The 15,750-nt window shown below is 58.4% G+C and carries 12 protein-coding genes and 1 pseudogene; 9 read left to right on the top strand and 4 right to left on the bottom strand.

Annotated features, from left to right (window positions below):
- Positions 1–36: 36 nt before the first annotated feature.
- The 3 genes and pseudogenes from thiD to thiM all read right to left on the bottom strand — a co-directional run bounded on the left by thiD (position 37) and on the right by thiM (position 2,591).
- Entirely contained in the window at positions 37–876 is an 840-nt protein-coding gene (gene thiD, locus BGLCM_RS08720; RefSeq protein ID WP_338010459.1) for a bifunctional hydroxymethylpyrimidine kinase/phosphomethylpyrimidine kinase, read from the bottom strand.
- Positions 877–960: 84 nt separating this feature from the next.
- Positions 961–1,578 (bottom strand): annotated as a pseudogene (locus tag BGLCM_RS08715) (thiamine phosphate synthase); the annotation flags it as partial.
- A gap of 116 nt (positions 1,579–1,694) precedes the next feature.
- Positions 1,695–2,591: a hydroxyethylthiazole kinase gene (gene thiM, locus BGLCM_RS04265; RefSeq protein WP_006294244.1), complete on the bottom strand. Its 897-nt coding sequence runs from the start codon at positions 2,589–2,591 to the stop codon at positions 1,695–1,697.
- Positions 2,592–3,020: 429 nt separating this feature from the next.
- Between thiM and BGLCM_RS04260 the strand changes: the two genes are divergently transcribed.
- The 8 genes from BGLCM_RS04260 (at position 3,021) to BGLCM_RS04225 (ending at position 11,395) form a co-directional block, all read left to right on the top strand.
- Positions 3,021–4,496 carry a glycine--tRNA ligase gene (locus BGLCM_RS04260; protein WP_044084820.1) on the top strand — a complete coding sequence of 492 codons (1,476 nt, stop codon included), beginning with the start codon at positions 3,021–3,023 and terminating at the stop codon, positions 4,494–4,496.
- A 185-nt stretch (positions 4,497–4,681) separates the two neighbouring features.
- Positions 4,682–5,929, top strand: a complete 1,248-nt coding sequence (gene dusB, locus BGLCM_RS04255; protein WP_238548630.1) for a tRNA dihydrouridine synthase DusB — start codon at positions 4,682–4,684, stop codon at positions 5,927–5,929.
- A 217-nt stretch (positions 5,930–6,146) separates the two neighbouring features.
- Positions 6,147–7,415, top strand: a complete 1,269-nt coding sequence (gene ftsZ, locus BGLCM_RS04250; protein WP_006294247.1) for a cell division protein FtsZ — start codon at positions 6,147–6,149, stop codon at positions 7,413–7,415.
- Positions 7,416–7,478: 63 nt separating this feature from the next.
- Entirely contained in the window at positions 7,479–7,952 is a 474-nt protein-coding gene (locus BGLCM_RS04245; protein ID WP_006294248.1) for a cell division protein SepF, read from the top strand.
- A gap of 3 nt (positions 7,953–7,955) precedes the next feature.
- A complete protein-coding gene (locus BGLCM_RS04240) occupies positions 7,956–8,243 on the top strand; it encodes a YggT family protein (RefSeq protein WP_006294249.1) in 288 nt (95 codons plus the stop codon).
- Positions 8,244–8,374: 131 nt separating this feature from the next.
- On the top strand, positions 8,375–9,898 hold the full coding sequence (locus tag BGLCM_RS04235) for a DivIVA domain-containing protein (RefSeq protein ID WP_006294250.1): 1,524 nt from the start codon (positions 8,375–8,377) through the stop codon (positions 9,896–9,898).
- 10 nt (positions 9,899–9,908) lie between these two features.
- Complete coding sequence (locus tag BGLCM_RS04230; protein WP_006294251.1) at positions 9,909–10,457, top strand: signal peptidase II; 549 nt, start codon at positions 9,909–9,911, stop codon at positions 10,455–10,457.
- On the top strand, positions 10,454–11,395 hold the full coding sequence (locus BGLCM_RS04225) for an RluA family pseudouridine synthase (protein ID WP_006294252.1): 942 nt from the start codon (positions 10,454–10,456) through the stop codon (positions 11,393–11,395). The genes BGLCM_RS04230 and BGLCM_RS04225 overlap by 4 nt, the downstream gene beginning before the upstream one ends.
- On the opposite strand, the gene BGLCM_RS04220 is transcribed toward BGLCM_RS04225, so the two are convergent.
- On the bottom strand, positions 11,352–11,966 hold the full coding sequence (locus BGLCM_RS04220) for a hypothetical protein (protein WP_006294253.1): 615 nt from the start codon (positions 11,964–11,966) through the stop codon (positions 11,352–11,354). The two genes, BGLCM_RS04225 and BGLCM_RS04220, sit on opposite strands and share 44 nt — an antisense overlap.
- Before the next feature lie 187 nt (positions 11,967–12,153).
- Here BGLCM_RS04220 and dnaE point away from each other — a divergent pair, with 187 nt between their 5' ends.
- Positions 12,154–15,711, top strand: a complete 3,558-nt coding sequence (gene dnaE, locus BGLCM_RS04215) for a DNA polymerase III subunit alpha (RefSeq protein WP_006294254.1) — start codon at positions 12,154–12,156, stop codon at positions 15,709–15,711.
- Positions 15,712–15,750 lie beyond the last annotated feature (39 nt).

Below are 15,750 nucleotides of genomic sequence, written 5' to 3'. Positions count from 1 at the left end.
CGGATTTCAGGGACAGAGGGTGTCGCTGTCAGCAGGTCAGCGCCACATCCAAGCATGGTCGAACGGGCCTGAACCCGTGCCAAGCTCGAGCATCTGACGCAATGCGCCCGTGATATACCGCTTGGCGTTCGCAATCGCATCGACCAACGTCTGACCTTTGGCCAGATTCGCCGCGATAGCGGACGAGAGCGTGCAACCCGTGCCATGCGTATTCGGATTGTTGATGCGCTCGCCACGGAACCATTGCGTCGTGCCATCAGCATTCACGAGCACATCATTCGCGTCGGCCAGCCCATGGCCGCCTTTGACGAGCACGGAGCAGCCGAAATGCTGGGCGATGGCCAAGCCCGCTTGTTCCATGCCGTCTTCGTCTTGCGGGTCAATCGATGAGCCGATGGTTTCCAGCAATACGCGCGTTTCAGGCAAGTTCGGCGTGATCAGTGTCGCCATCGGGAACAGACGCGACGTCAATGTGGCGATCGCATCATCATTGATCAGTTTGGCGCCGCTCGTGGCCACCATGACCGGGTCGACCACAATGTTCGTGGCCTTGTTGGCTTGCAATCCGTCGGCCACAGCGTTGATGCCTTCAATGCTCGGCACCATGCCGATCTTGACGGCAGCTGGCGCAATATCGTCGTAGACGGCATCAATCTGCTTGACAATGGCTTGCGGTGAGAGTTCTTCGAGATGGGTCACGCCCTTCGTGTTCTGCGCCGTGATCGCGCAAATCACACATTCGGCAAACACGCCATTGGCCATCATCGTTTTGATGTCAACCGGCACGCCAGCGCCACCGGAAGAATCAGTCGATGCAATGCTGAGCGCCGCAGGCAGTGTCGTCGGCAGCAACGCGGCGGCAGGATGGTCATGCATGGTGTCGCCTCGAACGGCCTGCCACGCGTCCACGAGCTCGCGCGTGGCCGCTTCGGGATCATCGGCCGCTGTCACGGCCGAAACCACAAACCAACCATCGGCATCACTGGCTGCCAAATCAGGAATATCAGCGGCTTTGACACCGCCACCGACCACAATCGGCAACGTCGTCAACGCATGCAACGCATGCAACGTGGCCGCATCCAACGTGTGCTTGACACCATCATCACCCACGACAATGCAATCGGGCTTCGTACTCGTCTCATGCCAAGGACCGGCACCCAAATAATCCACAGTGCCTTGCGGCAATGCTTCGGCACGACGCATGTCGTCTGGCGTTTTGGCGCTCAAACCCACAATCGCGTCGCGGCCGAGCAGACGGCGCGCCTCTTGCGGATCGTTGTCGTCCTGGCCAATATGCACGCCATCAACTTTGATGCCCTTGTGCCGCGCCTCGAGCGCCGCATCCACGCGGTCGTCAATGACGAACGCGACCGTGTCGGCTTTGCCTTCGTCCTCAATCACCGCGGCGATATCGGCCGCCATGGCCACAATGTCGCGCACATCGGCATGCTTGGCGCGCAGCTGGATGAAACTGGCGCCACCATGCAACGCGTAACGCACCACATCAGCCACATCTCGGCCTTTCGTATCATCAGGGCCGAGCACCACATAGCTGCGCAAGTCGAACGAGTCGCGCATCGATGCATAAGGGAACATTTCCATAAAACGTTGTCACCTTCGATTCATAGTCACCAGTGAGGCGCGGGTAGGCGGGGTGGAAACCCTATGCCTCATGCGTGAAAAATAATAAATAATCACTTGTCTTCGAGCAGCGTGGCCGACGCGACCTGTTCGGGCGTGGCCGCGGCGAGCGCGTCGAGGAACGCGGGCTGGAATGTGCCGGGGCCCAACGCGACCGTGTCGGGGTTGACTTTGGTGTAGGAAGTCAGCGTGCGTACAGCGCATTCGGCGGCCACATTGTAAAGTGCGCTGGCGGCGAGCGCGGCGATTAACGGTTCGGCCACGCACAAATAGACGGCCGTTACGCCGCCAAGCGAGCAGCCGGCGCCCGTGATCTTGGTCATCAGCGGGCTGCCGCCGGGAAGACGGAACGTGCGTGTGCCATCGGTGACGAGGTCGGTCTCGCCCGACACGGCGACAGCGGCCTTGCCGTCGGGGCTGTGTTGGGCCAGGAAGCGTGCGAGCAGACGCGCGGGTTCGATGGCGGACTGCACGTCGTCAGCGGATTCGACACCTTCGGGACCGTTCGATGATGAACCTTCAATGAGTCCCCACATGCTGGCCAGCGCAATGATTTCTGAAGCGTTGCCGCGCACGATTGTTGGAGGGTTGTGACGCATGTCCATCAAAATGTTGGTGCGTGTGGCGCCCAAACCGGCGGCTACGGGATCGAGTACCCACGGTTTGCCCGATTCCTTGAGGTCGGCCGTGATGGCCCGTAGCGCATCGGGATAGCTAGGCATCAGCGTGCCGACGTTGATGTAGGCAGCTTTGGCGAGCGCGGCGACTGCGCTGAACTCGTTGGACAGGAAGCTCATTGCGGCACTGCCGCCGCATGCGAGCTGCGCGTTGGCCACGAGGTTGATTGTGACGAAATTCGTGAATGATGGAGCCATCGGCGTTGTGTCGTGCACCTGTTGCACGGCTTCGGCGATGGCGAGACGGATCGGATCTTGTGCCGGCATATTCATTGCGAACGCTCCCTACACTGGTTCTAACCAACAGGTTCGAAGGGTCAGGCGTAACGCCAATCTCAGCTTGCTGAACCAAGCACAATGCTTGACTCCACAGGCCCCCCTGCTTGATTCCTGAACGTACTGGCAATGCTGGACGGTTGACACGGTGGAAAGTCGGATGACGACAGCGGTATGGGGATAGCTGCCGAGCATAACGAATAGGACAGCGGAAGAGAACACAGTGGCGGCCGGCACAATGAGTGGGGATGGTGAGTGGGAAGTTGAGTGGAGGAAGGGCAGGTAGCGGCGAGTGGAGCGGGTGGTGAGGGTGAGTTGGCGTGCGGTGTGGTGACTGACGGCAAGAGCCGGCCTGCGTCAGAGCGTTTCGATAGAGTGAGGGTTTGTATTCATAGACCCCAAACCGTTCAAACCAGAAGGTGCATTGTGGCTAGTTCCAAACTCGATGAAGTCGTCTCCCTCGCCAAGCGTAGGGGCTTCGTATTCCCAGCCGGCGAGATTTATGGCGGCACGCGTTCCGCATGGGACTACGGTCCGCTCGGTGTGGCGCTCAAAGACAACATCAAGCGTGAATGGTGGCGTTCGATGGTCGTCACGCGCGCCGATGTGGTGGGCGTGGACACGTCGATCATCCTGCCGTCGGCTGTGTGGGTCGCTTCGGGCCATGTGTCGGTGTTCAACGATCCGCTCGTCGAATGCCTGACCTGCCATAAGCGCAACCGTGAAGACAAGCTCGTCGAATCCTATGCTGAGAAGCATGGCGACCAGCTGCCGGAGAACGGTCTGAAAGACATTGTGTGCCCGAACTGCGGTACACGCGGCAACTGGACGGAACCGCGTGACTTCAACATGATGCTGCGCACGAACCTGGGTCCGGTGGAAGACGAGAATTCGTTGCATTATTTGCGTCCTGAAACAGCACAGGGCATTTTTGTCGATTTCAAGAACGTCATGACCTCCTCGCGTATGAAGCCTCCGTTCGGCATCGCGAACACGGGCAAGAGCTTCCGTAACGAAATCACGCCAGGCAATTTCATCTTCCGCACACGCGAGTTTGAGCAGATGGAGATGGAGTTCTTCGTCGCTCCAGGCCAAGATGAGGATTGGCACCAGTATTGGATTGACGCGCGCACGCAGTGGTATCTCGACTTGGGCATCAAGGCCGAGAACCTGCGTCATTACGAGCATCCCAAGGAGAAGCTGGCCCACTATTCGAAGCGCACGGTCGACATCGAATACAAGTTCGGCTTCCAAGGCTCCGATTGGGGCGAGCTTGAAGGTGTGGCCAACCGTACCGACTTCGATTTGTCAGCCCATGCCGAGCATTCGGGTGAGGACCTCGCATACTTCAACCAGGCCACGGGCGAGAAGTTCATTCCATACGTGATTGAACCGGCTGCCGGCCTGTCGCGCTCGCTCATGGCGTTCCTCGTCGACGCGTTCGACGTGGATGAGGCGCCGAACACGAAGGGTGGCGTTGACAAGCGCACGGTGCTGCGTCTCGATCCGCGCCTGGCCCCGTACAAGGCGGCCGTGTTGCCGTTGAGCAAGAAGCCGGAACTGCAGAGCGTGGCCCACAACCTGGCCGCCGACCTGCGGTTGAACGACTGGATGGTCGATTACGACGAGTCCGGCGCCATTGGCCGCCGTTACCGTCGCCAGGATGAAATCGGCACGCCATTGTGCATCACTGTCGATTTCGATACGCTCGAAGATCAGGCCGTCACGATCCGTGAACGTGACACGATGCAGCAGGAGCGCGTGGCGCTCGACAACGTGGCCGCTTATGTGCGCGCTCGCATTGAAGACAAGCGTGTGCGCGTGCCGCAAGTGCCCGTGGCGCTTGGCGGTGAAGCATGGCCTGAATCCGTGAAGATCGCTGAAGCGGGCGGACTGTACTGACCGTCCACGAAGCGTATGCGTGCTGCGGATGCTTGATGGGTGTTCGCAGGCGCGCTTGCATTACCGCCGACCGTACTATGATGGTCGGCGGTTTTGTGTGCAGGCAAAGCCCTCTGGGCCGGCGTTCCGTATTGTCCCGTGATGTCCCGCGTTGTTGTGCTGTTGTGTTGTTCAAGGAGTGTTGGTTGGGTAAGCATACCGAAGAGACCGTGCTGCGTACGCCGCATGAGACCACGCATTATGATCCGCGTACTGCGGAGCACGACTTGCCAGCCAAGGCTCCGGCCGTGCTGGCTCCAGTGGATTTGGGCAACGTGCATGTGGGCACACCCGTTATCTTGTCGCCGATGGCTGGCGTGACCAACTGGCCGTTCCGCGTGTTGTGCGAGCAATATGGTCCCGACGGGTTGTATGTGGCTGAAATGATCACGGCGCGCGCGCTCGTGGCGCGCAATCCCAAAGCGTTGCGGTTGTGCCGGTTCGCGCCGTCCGAGCGTATTCGCTCGTTGCAGTTGTATGGTGTCAACCCGTCAATCATGGAACAAGCCGCCAAGATTGTGGTCGATGAACAGATGGCCGACCATGTGGATTTGAACTTCGGATGCCCCGTGCCCAAAGTCACACGCCGTGGAGGAGGTTCGGCATTGCCGTGGAAAACCGATTTGTTCACGGATGTGGTGTCGCGCGTGGTGCGCGTGTGTGATGCGGCTGGCATTCCTGTGACGGCCAAAATCCGCGTCGGCATTGACCATGAGCATGAAACGTTCCATGAAGCCGGCCATATCGCGCAAGAGGAAGGCTGCAAAGCCGTGACATTGCATGCGCGCACGACGGCCGAATACTATGGCGGCCATTCCGATTGGAGCCGCATTGGCGAACTTGTGGAACAGCTGGACGTGCCCGTGTTTGGCAATGGTGATATTTGGGGTGCGGCCGACGCGTTGGCAATGGTGGAGCAAACCGGTTGCGCCGGCGTGGCGATCGGCCGTGGATGCCAGGGCCGTCCTTGGCTGTTCGCCGACATCAAGCATGCGTTCGCCGGTTCCGACGAGCGTACTGATCCCACGTTGGGGCAAGTGTGTCAGGTCATCATGCGCCATGCGACATATTTGACCGAGTTCTATGACGGTGACGAACGTATGGCCGCCCATGACATGCGCAAGCATGTGGCTTGGTATTTGAAAGGATTCCCCGTTGGTGGCGGCGTGCGCCGCGCGTTCATGGCATGTGAATCATTGGCCGACATGCAGCGCATTGTGGACGGGCTTGACCCCGATGCCCGCTTGGCGGATCGCATTGTGGACGCGCCGCGCGGCCGCGTGCGCTTTGCGAAAAAAGTGCATTTGCCGTATGGATGGTTGGATTCAAGGCAAACCACGCATGACGAGCGTGAAGCGCTGTTTGGTGACGACCCGATGGACGCCAGTTATTAAACAGACACGTGCGCCTGGCGTGGCATGAGATGCCAATGATGCCACAATGGAAATAAACAAAAAAAGCAAGCTGTGTCCACTGGGTGGACAACGCAGGTGAAACGTTGTGAACGAGCCATACGCAAACAATATGGCTGTTCGATAAAATACCGCACAACACGGCGAATATCCGTATGTTTGCGTTAGAGTAGTCCAAGACCGTGAGTGACAGGAGACAATGGTGAGCGAGATTACCCAATCCGACGAATTCAATGACAAGACGTATATCAAGGTTGTCGGTGTCGGTGGGGCAGGCGGCAACGCTGTCAATCGCATGATTGCTGAAGGCCTGCAGAATGTGGAATTCGTGGCCATCAATACGGATGCCAAGGATTTGCTGCGTTCCGATGCGGATATCAAGATTTCACTCAACGATCAGTCCAACCGTGGCCTGGGTGCGGGCGCCGATCCTGAAAAGGGCGCGAAGGCCGCCCAGGATCACCAGTCGGAAATTGAGGAAGCCGTCAAGGGTGCCGACATGGTGTTCATCACGTGCGGTGAAGGTGGCGGCACGGGTACTGGTGCCAGCCCGATTGTGGCGCGTGCGGCCCGTCAGCAAGGCGCGCTGACGATCGCGGTGGTCACGCGTCCGTTCAGCTTTGAAGGTCCACAGCGTGCGAACTCGGCCGCGCTCGGCATCGAGAACCTGCGCAAGGAAGTGGACGCAATCATCATCATCCCCAATGACCGTCTGCTCGAACTGTCTGACCGTTCCATCGGCATTGTGGACGCGTTCCGTACGGCCGACACGGCACTGTTGGCTGGTGTGCAAGGCATCACCGACCTGATTCGTCAGAACCCTTACGTCAACGTGGACTTCCAGGACATCACGTCGATCCTGCGCGACTCGGGTACGGCCCTGTTCGGCATCGGTTCGGCACGGGGCGAAGACCGCGCCACGCAGGCCGCCGAAATCGCAATCAGCTCGCCACTGCTTGAGGAGAGCGTGGAAGGCGCCACGGGCGTCTTGATCAACGTGGCCGCTGCCAACGATTTGGAACTCCAGGAAGTCGTGGCCGCAACGAACCTTGTGCGCCAGGCCATCCACCCTGAAGCCCAAGTCATTTGGGGTATGGCACTCGACGACGCCTATGGTGACGAAATGCGCGTGACCGTGATCGCGGCAGGATTTGACAACAAGCACAAGGCCGCCAAGAAGGAAGCCCCGACTTCCATCGACGCGTTGATGCGCCCGCACGAAACGCCGGCCGCTCAGCCTGCCCAGCCTGTTCAGGCCGCCCAACCCGCAGTGGCAGCCCCGGCTGAACCGGCCCCTGCGCAGCCTGCCACTTACACCGCGCCGTCGGCCGCGTTCCCGATTCAGCAGGCCGCGCCGGTGCAGAACAACGACGTGACGACGGAATTCACAACGCAATACGCGAGCGAATACACAACCGACGATGAAGATGATCTGGGAGATCTTGACATCCCGGATTTCTTGCGCTGAAACCCCTCGGGCCGCCCCACACGGGCGGCCTGATTACACCTGCAGAGAAAAGGAACCAGCAGCATGGCAGGATTCATGAAGAACGCGATGTCCTATTTGGGCATGTCCGACGTCGTGGAAGACGATGAGGAGGAAACGTTCGACGAGGAGCGCGAACAGGAGGAAACATTCGAAGCTGAAGATGATGTGACGCCAATCACGACGGGTTCGTCCGCATCGGCTCCCTCGGCATCGCCATACAAGATTTCCAAGCCGTTTCAGAATCGCGTCACGCGGATCACGACCATTCATCCCAAGGCCTACAAGGACGCGCAGATGGTGGGTCGTGCGTTGCGTGAGGGCACTCCGGTCGTGCTGAACCTGACCGGCGTGCCGCAGGCTGACGCGTATCGCATTATCGATTTTTCGGCCGGCGTGGTGTTCGGTTTGCAAGGATCGCTTGAATGCGTCACGCCACGCGTGTATTTGCTGAGCCCGCCGTCCGTCAACATTGTCAGCAAAGAAGACGAGTTGGACGGCGAGTTGTTCGCTGACTGAGACATGCTGTCTGGTTTTCTGTTCATTATTCTGCGCATACTCGATTGGCTGATTGAAGCGTATATCACCGTCTTGTTCATCCGTATGATCCTGGACTGGGTGATGGCGCTGACACGTTGGACACCGCGTGGCATCATGGCTACATTGGTACGGCTGGACTACCAGTTGACCGAACCCCCGTTGCGCTGGCTGCGCCGCTATATCAAGCCAATCCCGTTGGGACCCATATATTTCGACACCAGTTTTCTTGTGTTGTATTTTGCGCTGATTGTGCTGAGGGTCCTGATCTGACATGGCCACGACAAGCGGGCTTGAACCGGCACAAAATGGCGCTTTCGCGATTATTACGTGAAGGTTTTGTGTTAGCATCAACAATTAAGTCCAACTAGCGAGGCAGTGCCCCGAAGAGAGGTGAAACATCCATGGCTCTTTTGACGCCTAAAGACATTAGGGAGCATACCTTCCAGACCGTTCGTTTCAAGGAAGGCTATGACGTCGACGAGGTCGATGATTTTCTTGACCAAGTCACCGAGACCGTAGAAGCTCTCGGCAAGTCCGCCGTGGCCGGCGGCCAGTCGACTCAGGCGTTGGGTCCTGAGGTTTCCGCGCTGAACTCAAAGATTTCCGAGTTGACCGCACAGGTGCAGTCACTGACGAACGAGAACCAGACCCTCAAGGCCCAGGCTCAGGCGGCCGCCTCCCAGAACGGGGACGCGTCGCAGGCCATCGCCCAGGTGCAGGCCCAGGCACAAGCCGCCATCAAGGACGCCCAGACCCAGGCCTCCCAGGCGCAGGCCAAACTGCAGGAAGTCGAGCAGAGCAACAAGGCGCTCACCTCGCAAAATGAACAGCTCAAGGGCCAGGTCGACCGTCTGTCGGCCCAGGTCGATCAGCTCACCGCGCAGGCCGCCCAGAATTCCGAGCAGCCGGATCTGGCCGCCCAGCTCGCCGACGTCACCAAGCAGCGTGACGCGTTCCGCGCCGATTCGGAGAATCTGCGCCGTGAACTTTCGGGCGCCCATGAGCAGACGATTCGCGCCCAGCAGCTCGACGCCCAGGTCAAGGAACTGGGCAAGCAGCTCGAAGAGTCCAAGCAGCGCGAAGAGCAGTTGCGCAACCAGGTCGCCAAGGTTGAGCCGAACACGGAGACCGGCAGCCTGCAGAAGATCACGGGTGCAGCCGCTGCAGCCAACACCGAGCCGGAGCGTGCCACGGCCATGCTGACGCTGGCTATGCAGCTGCACGACCAGTATGTTGACAAGGGCAAGGCCAAGGCCCGCGAGATTACTGAGGAATCGCAGCGCAAGTACGAAGAGCTGATCACGAAGGCCAACGATTATTCGGATCGTACGCGCACCGAAGCCGACAACTACAACCAGCAGCAGCATGAGGAAGCCGACCAGTATTCCGAGCAGACTCGCAATGCGGCTGACCAGTATTCCGTGCAGACGCGTGCTGATGCTGACGATTATCTCAAGACCAAGCATGAGCAGGCTGACCAGTATGTGGCCGACCGTACAGCCGAAGCCGACAACTATGTAGCCACGAAGACCAGCGAAGCTGATAACTATGCTGACGCCAAGGCCAATGAGGCCAACGCGTACGCCGCCCGCAAGGAAGACGAAGGCAACACCTACGCCCAGCAGAAGAAGAGCGAAGCCGACCAGTACGTGGTGGACCGCCATGAAGAGGTAGAAACCTACGAGGCTGAGGTTCGCCAGCGCGCCCAGGATTACGATCAGCAGACGCGTACGGGTGCCGATGAGTACGCCCAGCAGGTGCGTGACCAGCTTGAGCACCAATCGAAGGTCATCCAGGGCAACATCCAGGGTCTCAAGGCGTTCGAGACTGAGTATCGTGCTCGCCTGACCGACTTCCTGACCCAGCTACAGGCTCAGGTTGCCGACGGCAACAACTACGACGATGTCGAAGTGAAGGACAACTGATTCGTTGCCAATGACTGAATCAATCAGTATCGCAAGACGGCCGCGTACCCGCGTGGCCGTCTTTGCATGCGTCGTCATCGTTGCGGTCGCCATCGACCAGCTCACCAAGTTCTGGGCGTTACATGCGTTGTCTGACGGCCGCACTGTTCCCGTATTGGGTTCACTGCTGCGCTTCACGCTCGTGTTCAATCCCGGTGCCTCCCTCGGGTTTGGCTCCTCGCAGACTTGGATTATTTCCGTGTTCGCGATCGTGGCATGCATCGCGTTGGCCGTGCTCGTGTGGCGTACCCGGTCGATGTGGTGGACCGTGTTCTTGTCGCTGGCGTTCGCCGGCGCACTGGGCAACCTGATCGACCGTTGCATGTATGCGCAAGGGTTCCTCAACGGCAAAGTCGTGGACTTTCTCAACTATGGATGGTCCGTGGGCAATGTGGCTGACATTGAGCTCATGGTGGCCGGCATCGGCATTGTGGCCATGATCCTGTTCGGCGTGCCATTCGACGAACCCCACAGGAAAGCGGACCATTCGCACCAATCGAAGGAGGCCGGTGCGCGATGAGCACACGACTGCTGCCTGCGCCAGACATGTTGATTGGCAAACGCTTTGACGTGGCTTTGGCCAAAATGACAGGCTTGTCGCGTGCCAAAGCCGCCGAACTCGTGGCATCGGGATCCGCACGTGTGCTGGGACGCGACGTGGACAAAGCCGCCGTGCTGCTCGAAGGCGACATGATTGAAATCGACGAGCATGATCCCGAGCCCGTTGCGGAACCGATTGCCACCGACATGGCCATCGTGTATGAAGACGACGACGTGGTCGTGGTCGACAAACCCGTTGGCGTGGCCGCCCATGCGTCGGTCGGGTGGACGGGACCTACGGTGCTGGGCAGCCTGCTGGACCGTGGCGTACATATCACCTCCTATGGGGCCGCTGGACGGCAGGGCATCGTGTCACGTTTGGATGTGGGCACCTCGGGGCTGATGCTCGTGTGCAAATCCGAGCTGGCCTATAAAGAGATGCGCCGGCAGTTTTCCGAACACGAGGTCGTCAAAACCTATGAGGCGCTCGTGCAAGGCAATCTGCAAGAAGACAAAGCCACCATCGACGCTCCAATCGGACGCGCCAAAGTCAGCGACTTCAGGTTCTGCATCACACCAGCGGGCAAACCCGCGATCACGCATTGGGACGTGCTTGAACGGTTTGGCGAAGCCACGCTCGCGCGCATCAACCTTGAGACCGGGCGTACGCATCAGATCCGCGTGCATTTCTCATCAATCGGGCATCCATTGGTGGGTGACCCGATGTATGGAGCCAATCCGAAGCTCGCGCAAGAATGCGGTTTGCAACGCCAATGGCTGCATGCGATGCAGCTTGATTTCCGCCATCCACGCACCCATGTGTGGACAACGGTAACCAGCACGCTGCCGCCTGATTTGTCGCATGCGTTGGACGTTATGGCACAACGTCGTGATGCTGCGGATCTTCAGCAGGTCTGACCTGCGTTCTGGCCGCCGGTATATACGGCGTTTGCTCATAGGGCTGCACGCGTGGTGCCGGCGATTGTCCGGGATGTAACGGCTGCTCATATGATCTGGTCGTGCATATGGCGGCCACGATCGTGACAATGACGATGGCGCCACCTAACGGCACGAGCAACGCATAGCATGCCATCATCAGCATGTATGGGAAAAACATCAGCGGAAAGGCGGGGTCGGTCTTGACCGTCAAATCCATGGCCACGCCCAACAACGCATCTATCACCGCAATAATGGCCAGCAACAGGTCCACACGCCACAGTGACACGCGGCCATCCGCACCGCGCAGCATGCCACGCCGTGGTACAGGTCGGATCATAGGAACAGGACCGGCATACGGCATGCCGGGGGCTGCATAGGTGGGATACGTAGGTGGCACAATGCTGATTGGTGCCACAGCGTATGGCTGCCCGGCCTCGGCTGCGCCCGTTTCAGCCGTGTTCATTCCAACCGTGTTCGCTTCAGCTGTGTTCGCTTCAATTGTGCCGGTGTGCACATCCCCGTGCAACCCATGCTGATTTGGCTGATTCATCGTTGTTCCCCCTTCGACTTCGTTGTCGTTGTAGCTCAACCTAACGGATGAATCACAGGCATGTCGAGCGCATGATACGGCGTGTCGCATCAGTGTTCGGCGTGTCATGGCAGCCCCGGCCGTAACGGTGCATGAGCTTCATATTGCCTCTTGCCATGAGTCGGATTCGCCACGTACATTGGTAGGCATGACTCAAACGGCCGACTTCGTCCATCTGCATAATCACACGCATTACTCATTGCTCGACGGCGCTTCAAAAATCCCGAATCTGGTCCGTCGCACCAAAGAACTGGGCATGAACGCCGTAGGCATCACGGACCATGGCAACATGCATGGCGCCTATGAGTTGTGGAGCGAAGCCGTAGCCAACGGTGTCAAACCAATTCTGGGCATCGAAGCCTATGCCACGCCTGAAACCTCACGATTTGACAAATCCCGTGTGCACTGGGGTACCGAGGAGCAACGCCGCGACGACGTGTCGGGCGGTGGTCTGATTACACATTTGACATTGTGGGCCGAAAACGACGAAGGCCTTGTCAACCTGCTCAAAGCCAGTTCGGTGGCCAACTTGGAAGGCCGCGTCATGCGCTATCCGCGTATGGACAAGGAAGTGTTGCAAACCTATGCCAAAGGCATCATTTGCGGATCGGGCTGCCCGTCAGGCATCGTGCAAACCAGGTTGCGTCTGGGCCAATTCGACGAAGCGTTGCGTGCAGCAGGCGAGTTGCAAGACATTTTCGGCAAAGAGAATTTCTATATCGAACTCATGGACCACAACCTGTCCATTGAACGCAAAGTGACGAACGATCTGCTGACCATCGCCAAAAAGCTCGACGCTCCGCTGCTGGCCACGAACGATTCGCATTACGTGATGCCAGAAGACGCGAGCGCCCAGGATGCAATGCTCTGCATCAACTCGGGTTCCACGTTGGACGAGCCCGGCCGCTTCAAGTTTGAAGGCGAAGGCTACTATTTGCGCCCGGCCGAAGAAATGCGCGAACTGTTCAAGGAACTGCCCGAGGCGTGTGACAACACGCTCGAAGTGGCTGAACGGTGCAACGTGATCTTCGACGACCATGAAGACGGCGCGTTCATGCCTGAATTCGACTGCCCTGAAGGCTGGGATGAAACCTCCCTGTTCCTGCGCAAAGTCGAAGAAGGCTTGGAAAAGCGTTACGACGGCAATCCACCCGAGGAAGTGCTCAAACAGGCCGACTACGAATGCGGCATTATCTGCCAAATGCAGTTCTGCGGTTACTTCCTCGTCGTCGCCGATTACATCAACTGGGCCAAGGAACACGACGTGATGGTAGGCCCCGGCCGAGGTTCGGCCGCAGGCGCCATGGTGGCCTACGCCATGGGTATCACCGACCTCGACCCGTTGCAACATGGTCTGATTTTCGAACGCTTCCTGAATCCGGAACGTGTCTCATTGCCTGATATCGACGTGGACTTCGATCCCGAAGGCCGCATGCGCGTGCTCGACTATGTGGCCGACAAATACGGCCACGACAAAGTCGCCCAATGCGTGATCTATGGCACGATCAAAACAAAACAGGCACTCAAGGATTCGGCGCGCATCATGGGCTACGAGTTCTCGATGGGCGAGCGCGTGACCAAAGCGTTGCCACCAGCCCAAACCGGTGGCAAAGACATTGCAATCCGCGATATTTTCAACCCCGACGCCAAACGCTACGCCGAAGCGCGTGAATACCGTGAACTCTATGATTCGGATGCCGATGTCAAACGCATCACCGACCAGGCCATGGGCATTGAAGGCCTGATCCGTCAGACCGGTGTGCATGCCTGCGCCACAATCATGGGTTCGAAACCGATCACCGACACGTCGCCGCTGCTGGAACGCACCGACGGCACCGTGACGACAACGTTCGAATACCATACGTGCGAAACGTTGGGCCTCGTCAAAATGGATTTCCTTGGCCTGTCCAACCTTACGGTCATCCATGACACGCTGAAAAACATTGAAAACAACGGCAAGGAATCGATCGATTACACGAAGATTCCACTGGACGACAAAGCCACGTTCGAGTTGTTGTCAAGCGGTGAGACGCTTGGCGTGTTCCAGCTTGATTCGGATGGCATGCGTTCGCTGCTCAAAATGTTGCGTCCCGACAACTTCAGCGACATTTCAGCATTGATCGCACTGTACCGACCAGGCCCGATGGGCATGGATTCGCATACGAACTATGCGAAGCGTAAGAACGGTCAGCAGCAAATCGACCCGATCCATCCTGAAGTGGCCGAAGCGCTTGAACCGATTCTGAAAGAAACGTATGGTCTGATCGTCTACCAGGAACAGATCCAGTTCGCCGCCCGTATTCTTGCTGGCTATTCGTTGGGCAAGGCTGATGTGTTGCGCCGTGCCATGGGCAAGAAGAAGCCCGAAGTATTGGCCAAGGAGAAAGTGCCGTTCTTCCAAGGCATGAAGGATCATGGTTATTCGGAGGAAGCCGCCCAGGCTGTGTGGGACGTGTTCCTGCCGTTCGCCGGTTACGCGTTCAACAAGGCCCATTCGGCTGCGTATGGTCTGATTTCGTATTGGACGGCTTATTTGAAGGCGCATTATCCGGTTGAGTTCATGGCCGCGTTGTTGCAGAACGCCAAGAACAACAAAGACAAGACGGCCTTGTATTTGGGTGAGGCACGGCGCATGGGCATCAAGGTGCTGTCGCCCGACGTCAACGAGTCGCTCTATGAATACTCGGCTGTGGGTGACGTTGTGCGTTTCGGTCTTGGCGCCGTGCGTAACGTTGGTGAGAGCGCCGTGCAAGACATCATTGCCGAACGTAATAACGGTAAGGGCAAGTACGTCAACTTCATGGATTACATCCAGCGCGTGCCGTTGCCGGCATTGAACCGCCGTCTCGTCGAATCGTTGATCAAGGCCGGCGCGTTCGACTCGATCGAGCCGAACCGCCGTGCGCTGTTCCAGGTGCATGAGGCCGCCATTGATTCGTATGTCAACATCAAACGCAAGCAGGCTGAAGGCCAGTTCGACCTGTTCGCTGATTTGGATGGCGATGAGAAGTCCGACACGATGGGTGACGCGCGCATTGACATTCCCGACATTGAGGAGTGGGATAAGAAAACCAAACTCAATTTTGAGCGTGAGATGCTCGGTTTGTATGTCTCCGACCATCCGTTGAGTGGCATGCAATCGGTGCTTGCGGGCTTGCGGGAGATGTCAATCGCCAGGCTCATTGACCGTGCGCCGCAGATGGAGGACCGTACGCAAGTCACGATTGCGGGTTTGGTCACGCATGTGGAGCGCAAGGTGTCGAAACGTGGCAACGCGTGGGCGTTGATCACTGTGGAAGACATGGAGTCTTCAATCCAGTGCATGCTGTTCGGCAAGGTGTATGAGGCGAACGCGGCCGAGTTGGCTGTGGATACGGTGATTCAGATTCGCGGCACCGTCGACGTGCGTGATGAAACGGTATCGTTGCGCGCCACGGAAATGCAGGTGGCCGATTTGGAAAACGAGGACTCCCGTCCGCTCGTCATTGTGCTGCCGCAGCGTGTGCTTGACCAGCATCGTCTCGACCAGTTGGGCCGCACGTTGACGAACCATCCGGGCTACTGCGAGGTGAAATTGGCCGTCGTCGACGACCAGGGCGCCGCGCGGGTGCTCACGTTGGGTGACCGGTTCCGCATCAAGCGCGACACGAGTTTGTTCGCCGAGATCAAAGTGCTGTTCGGCCCCCACTCGATTGAGTCGGCCTAAGATTATTTGTTATTTCCGTGCCCGCCGCGTAACGTCAGC

It is taken from the genome of Bifidobacterium gallicum DSM 20093 = LMG 11596, assembly GCF_000741205.1.
Classification (GTDB): domain Bacteria; phylum Actinomycetota; class Actinomycetes; order Actinomycetales; family Bifidobacteriaceae; genus Bifidobacterium; species Bifidobacterium gallicum.
Note: the sequence above shows the minus strand (reverse complement) of the source record. Positions and strands in the feature narration are given on the sequence as shown.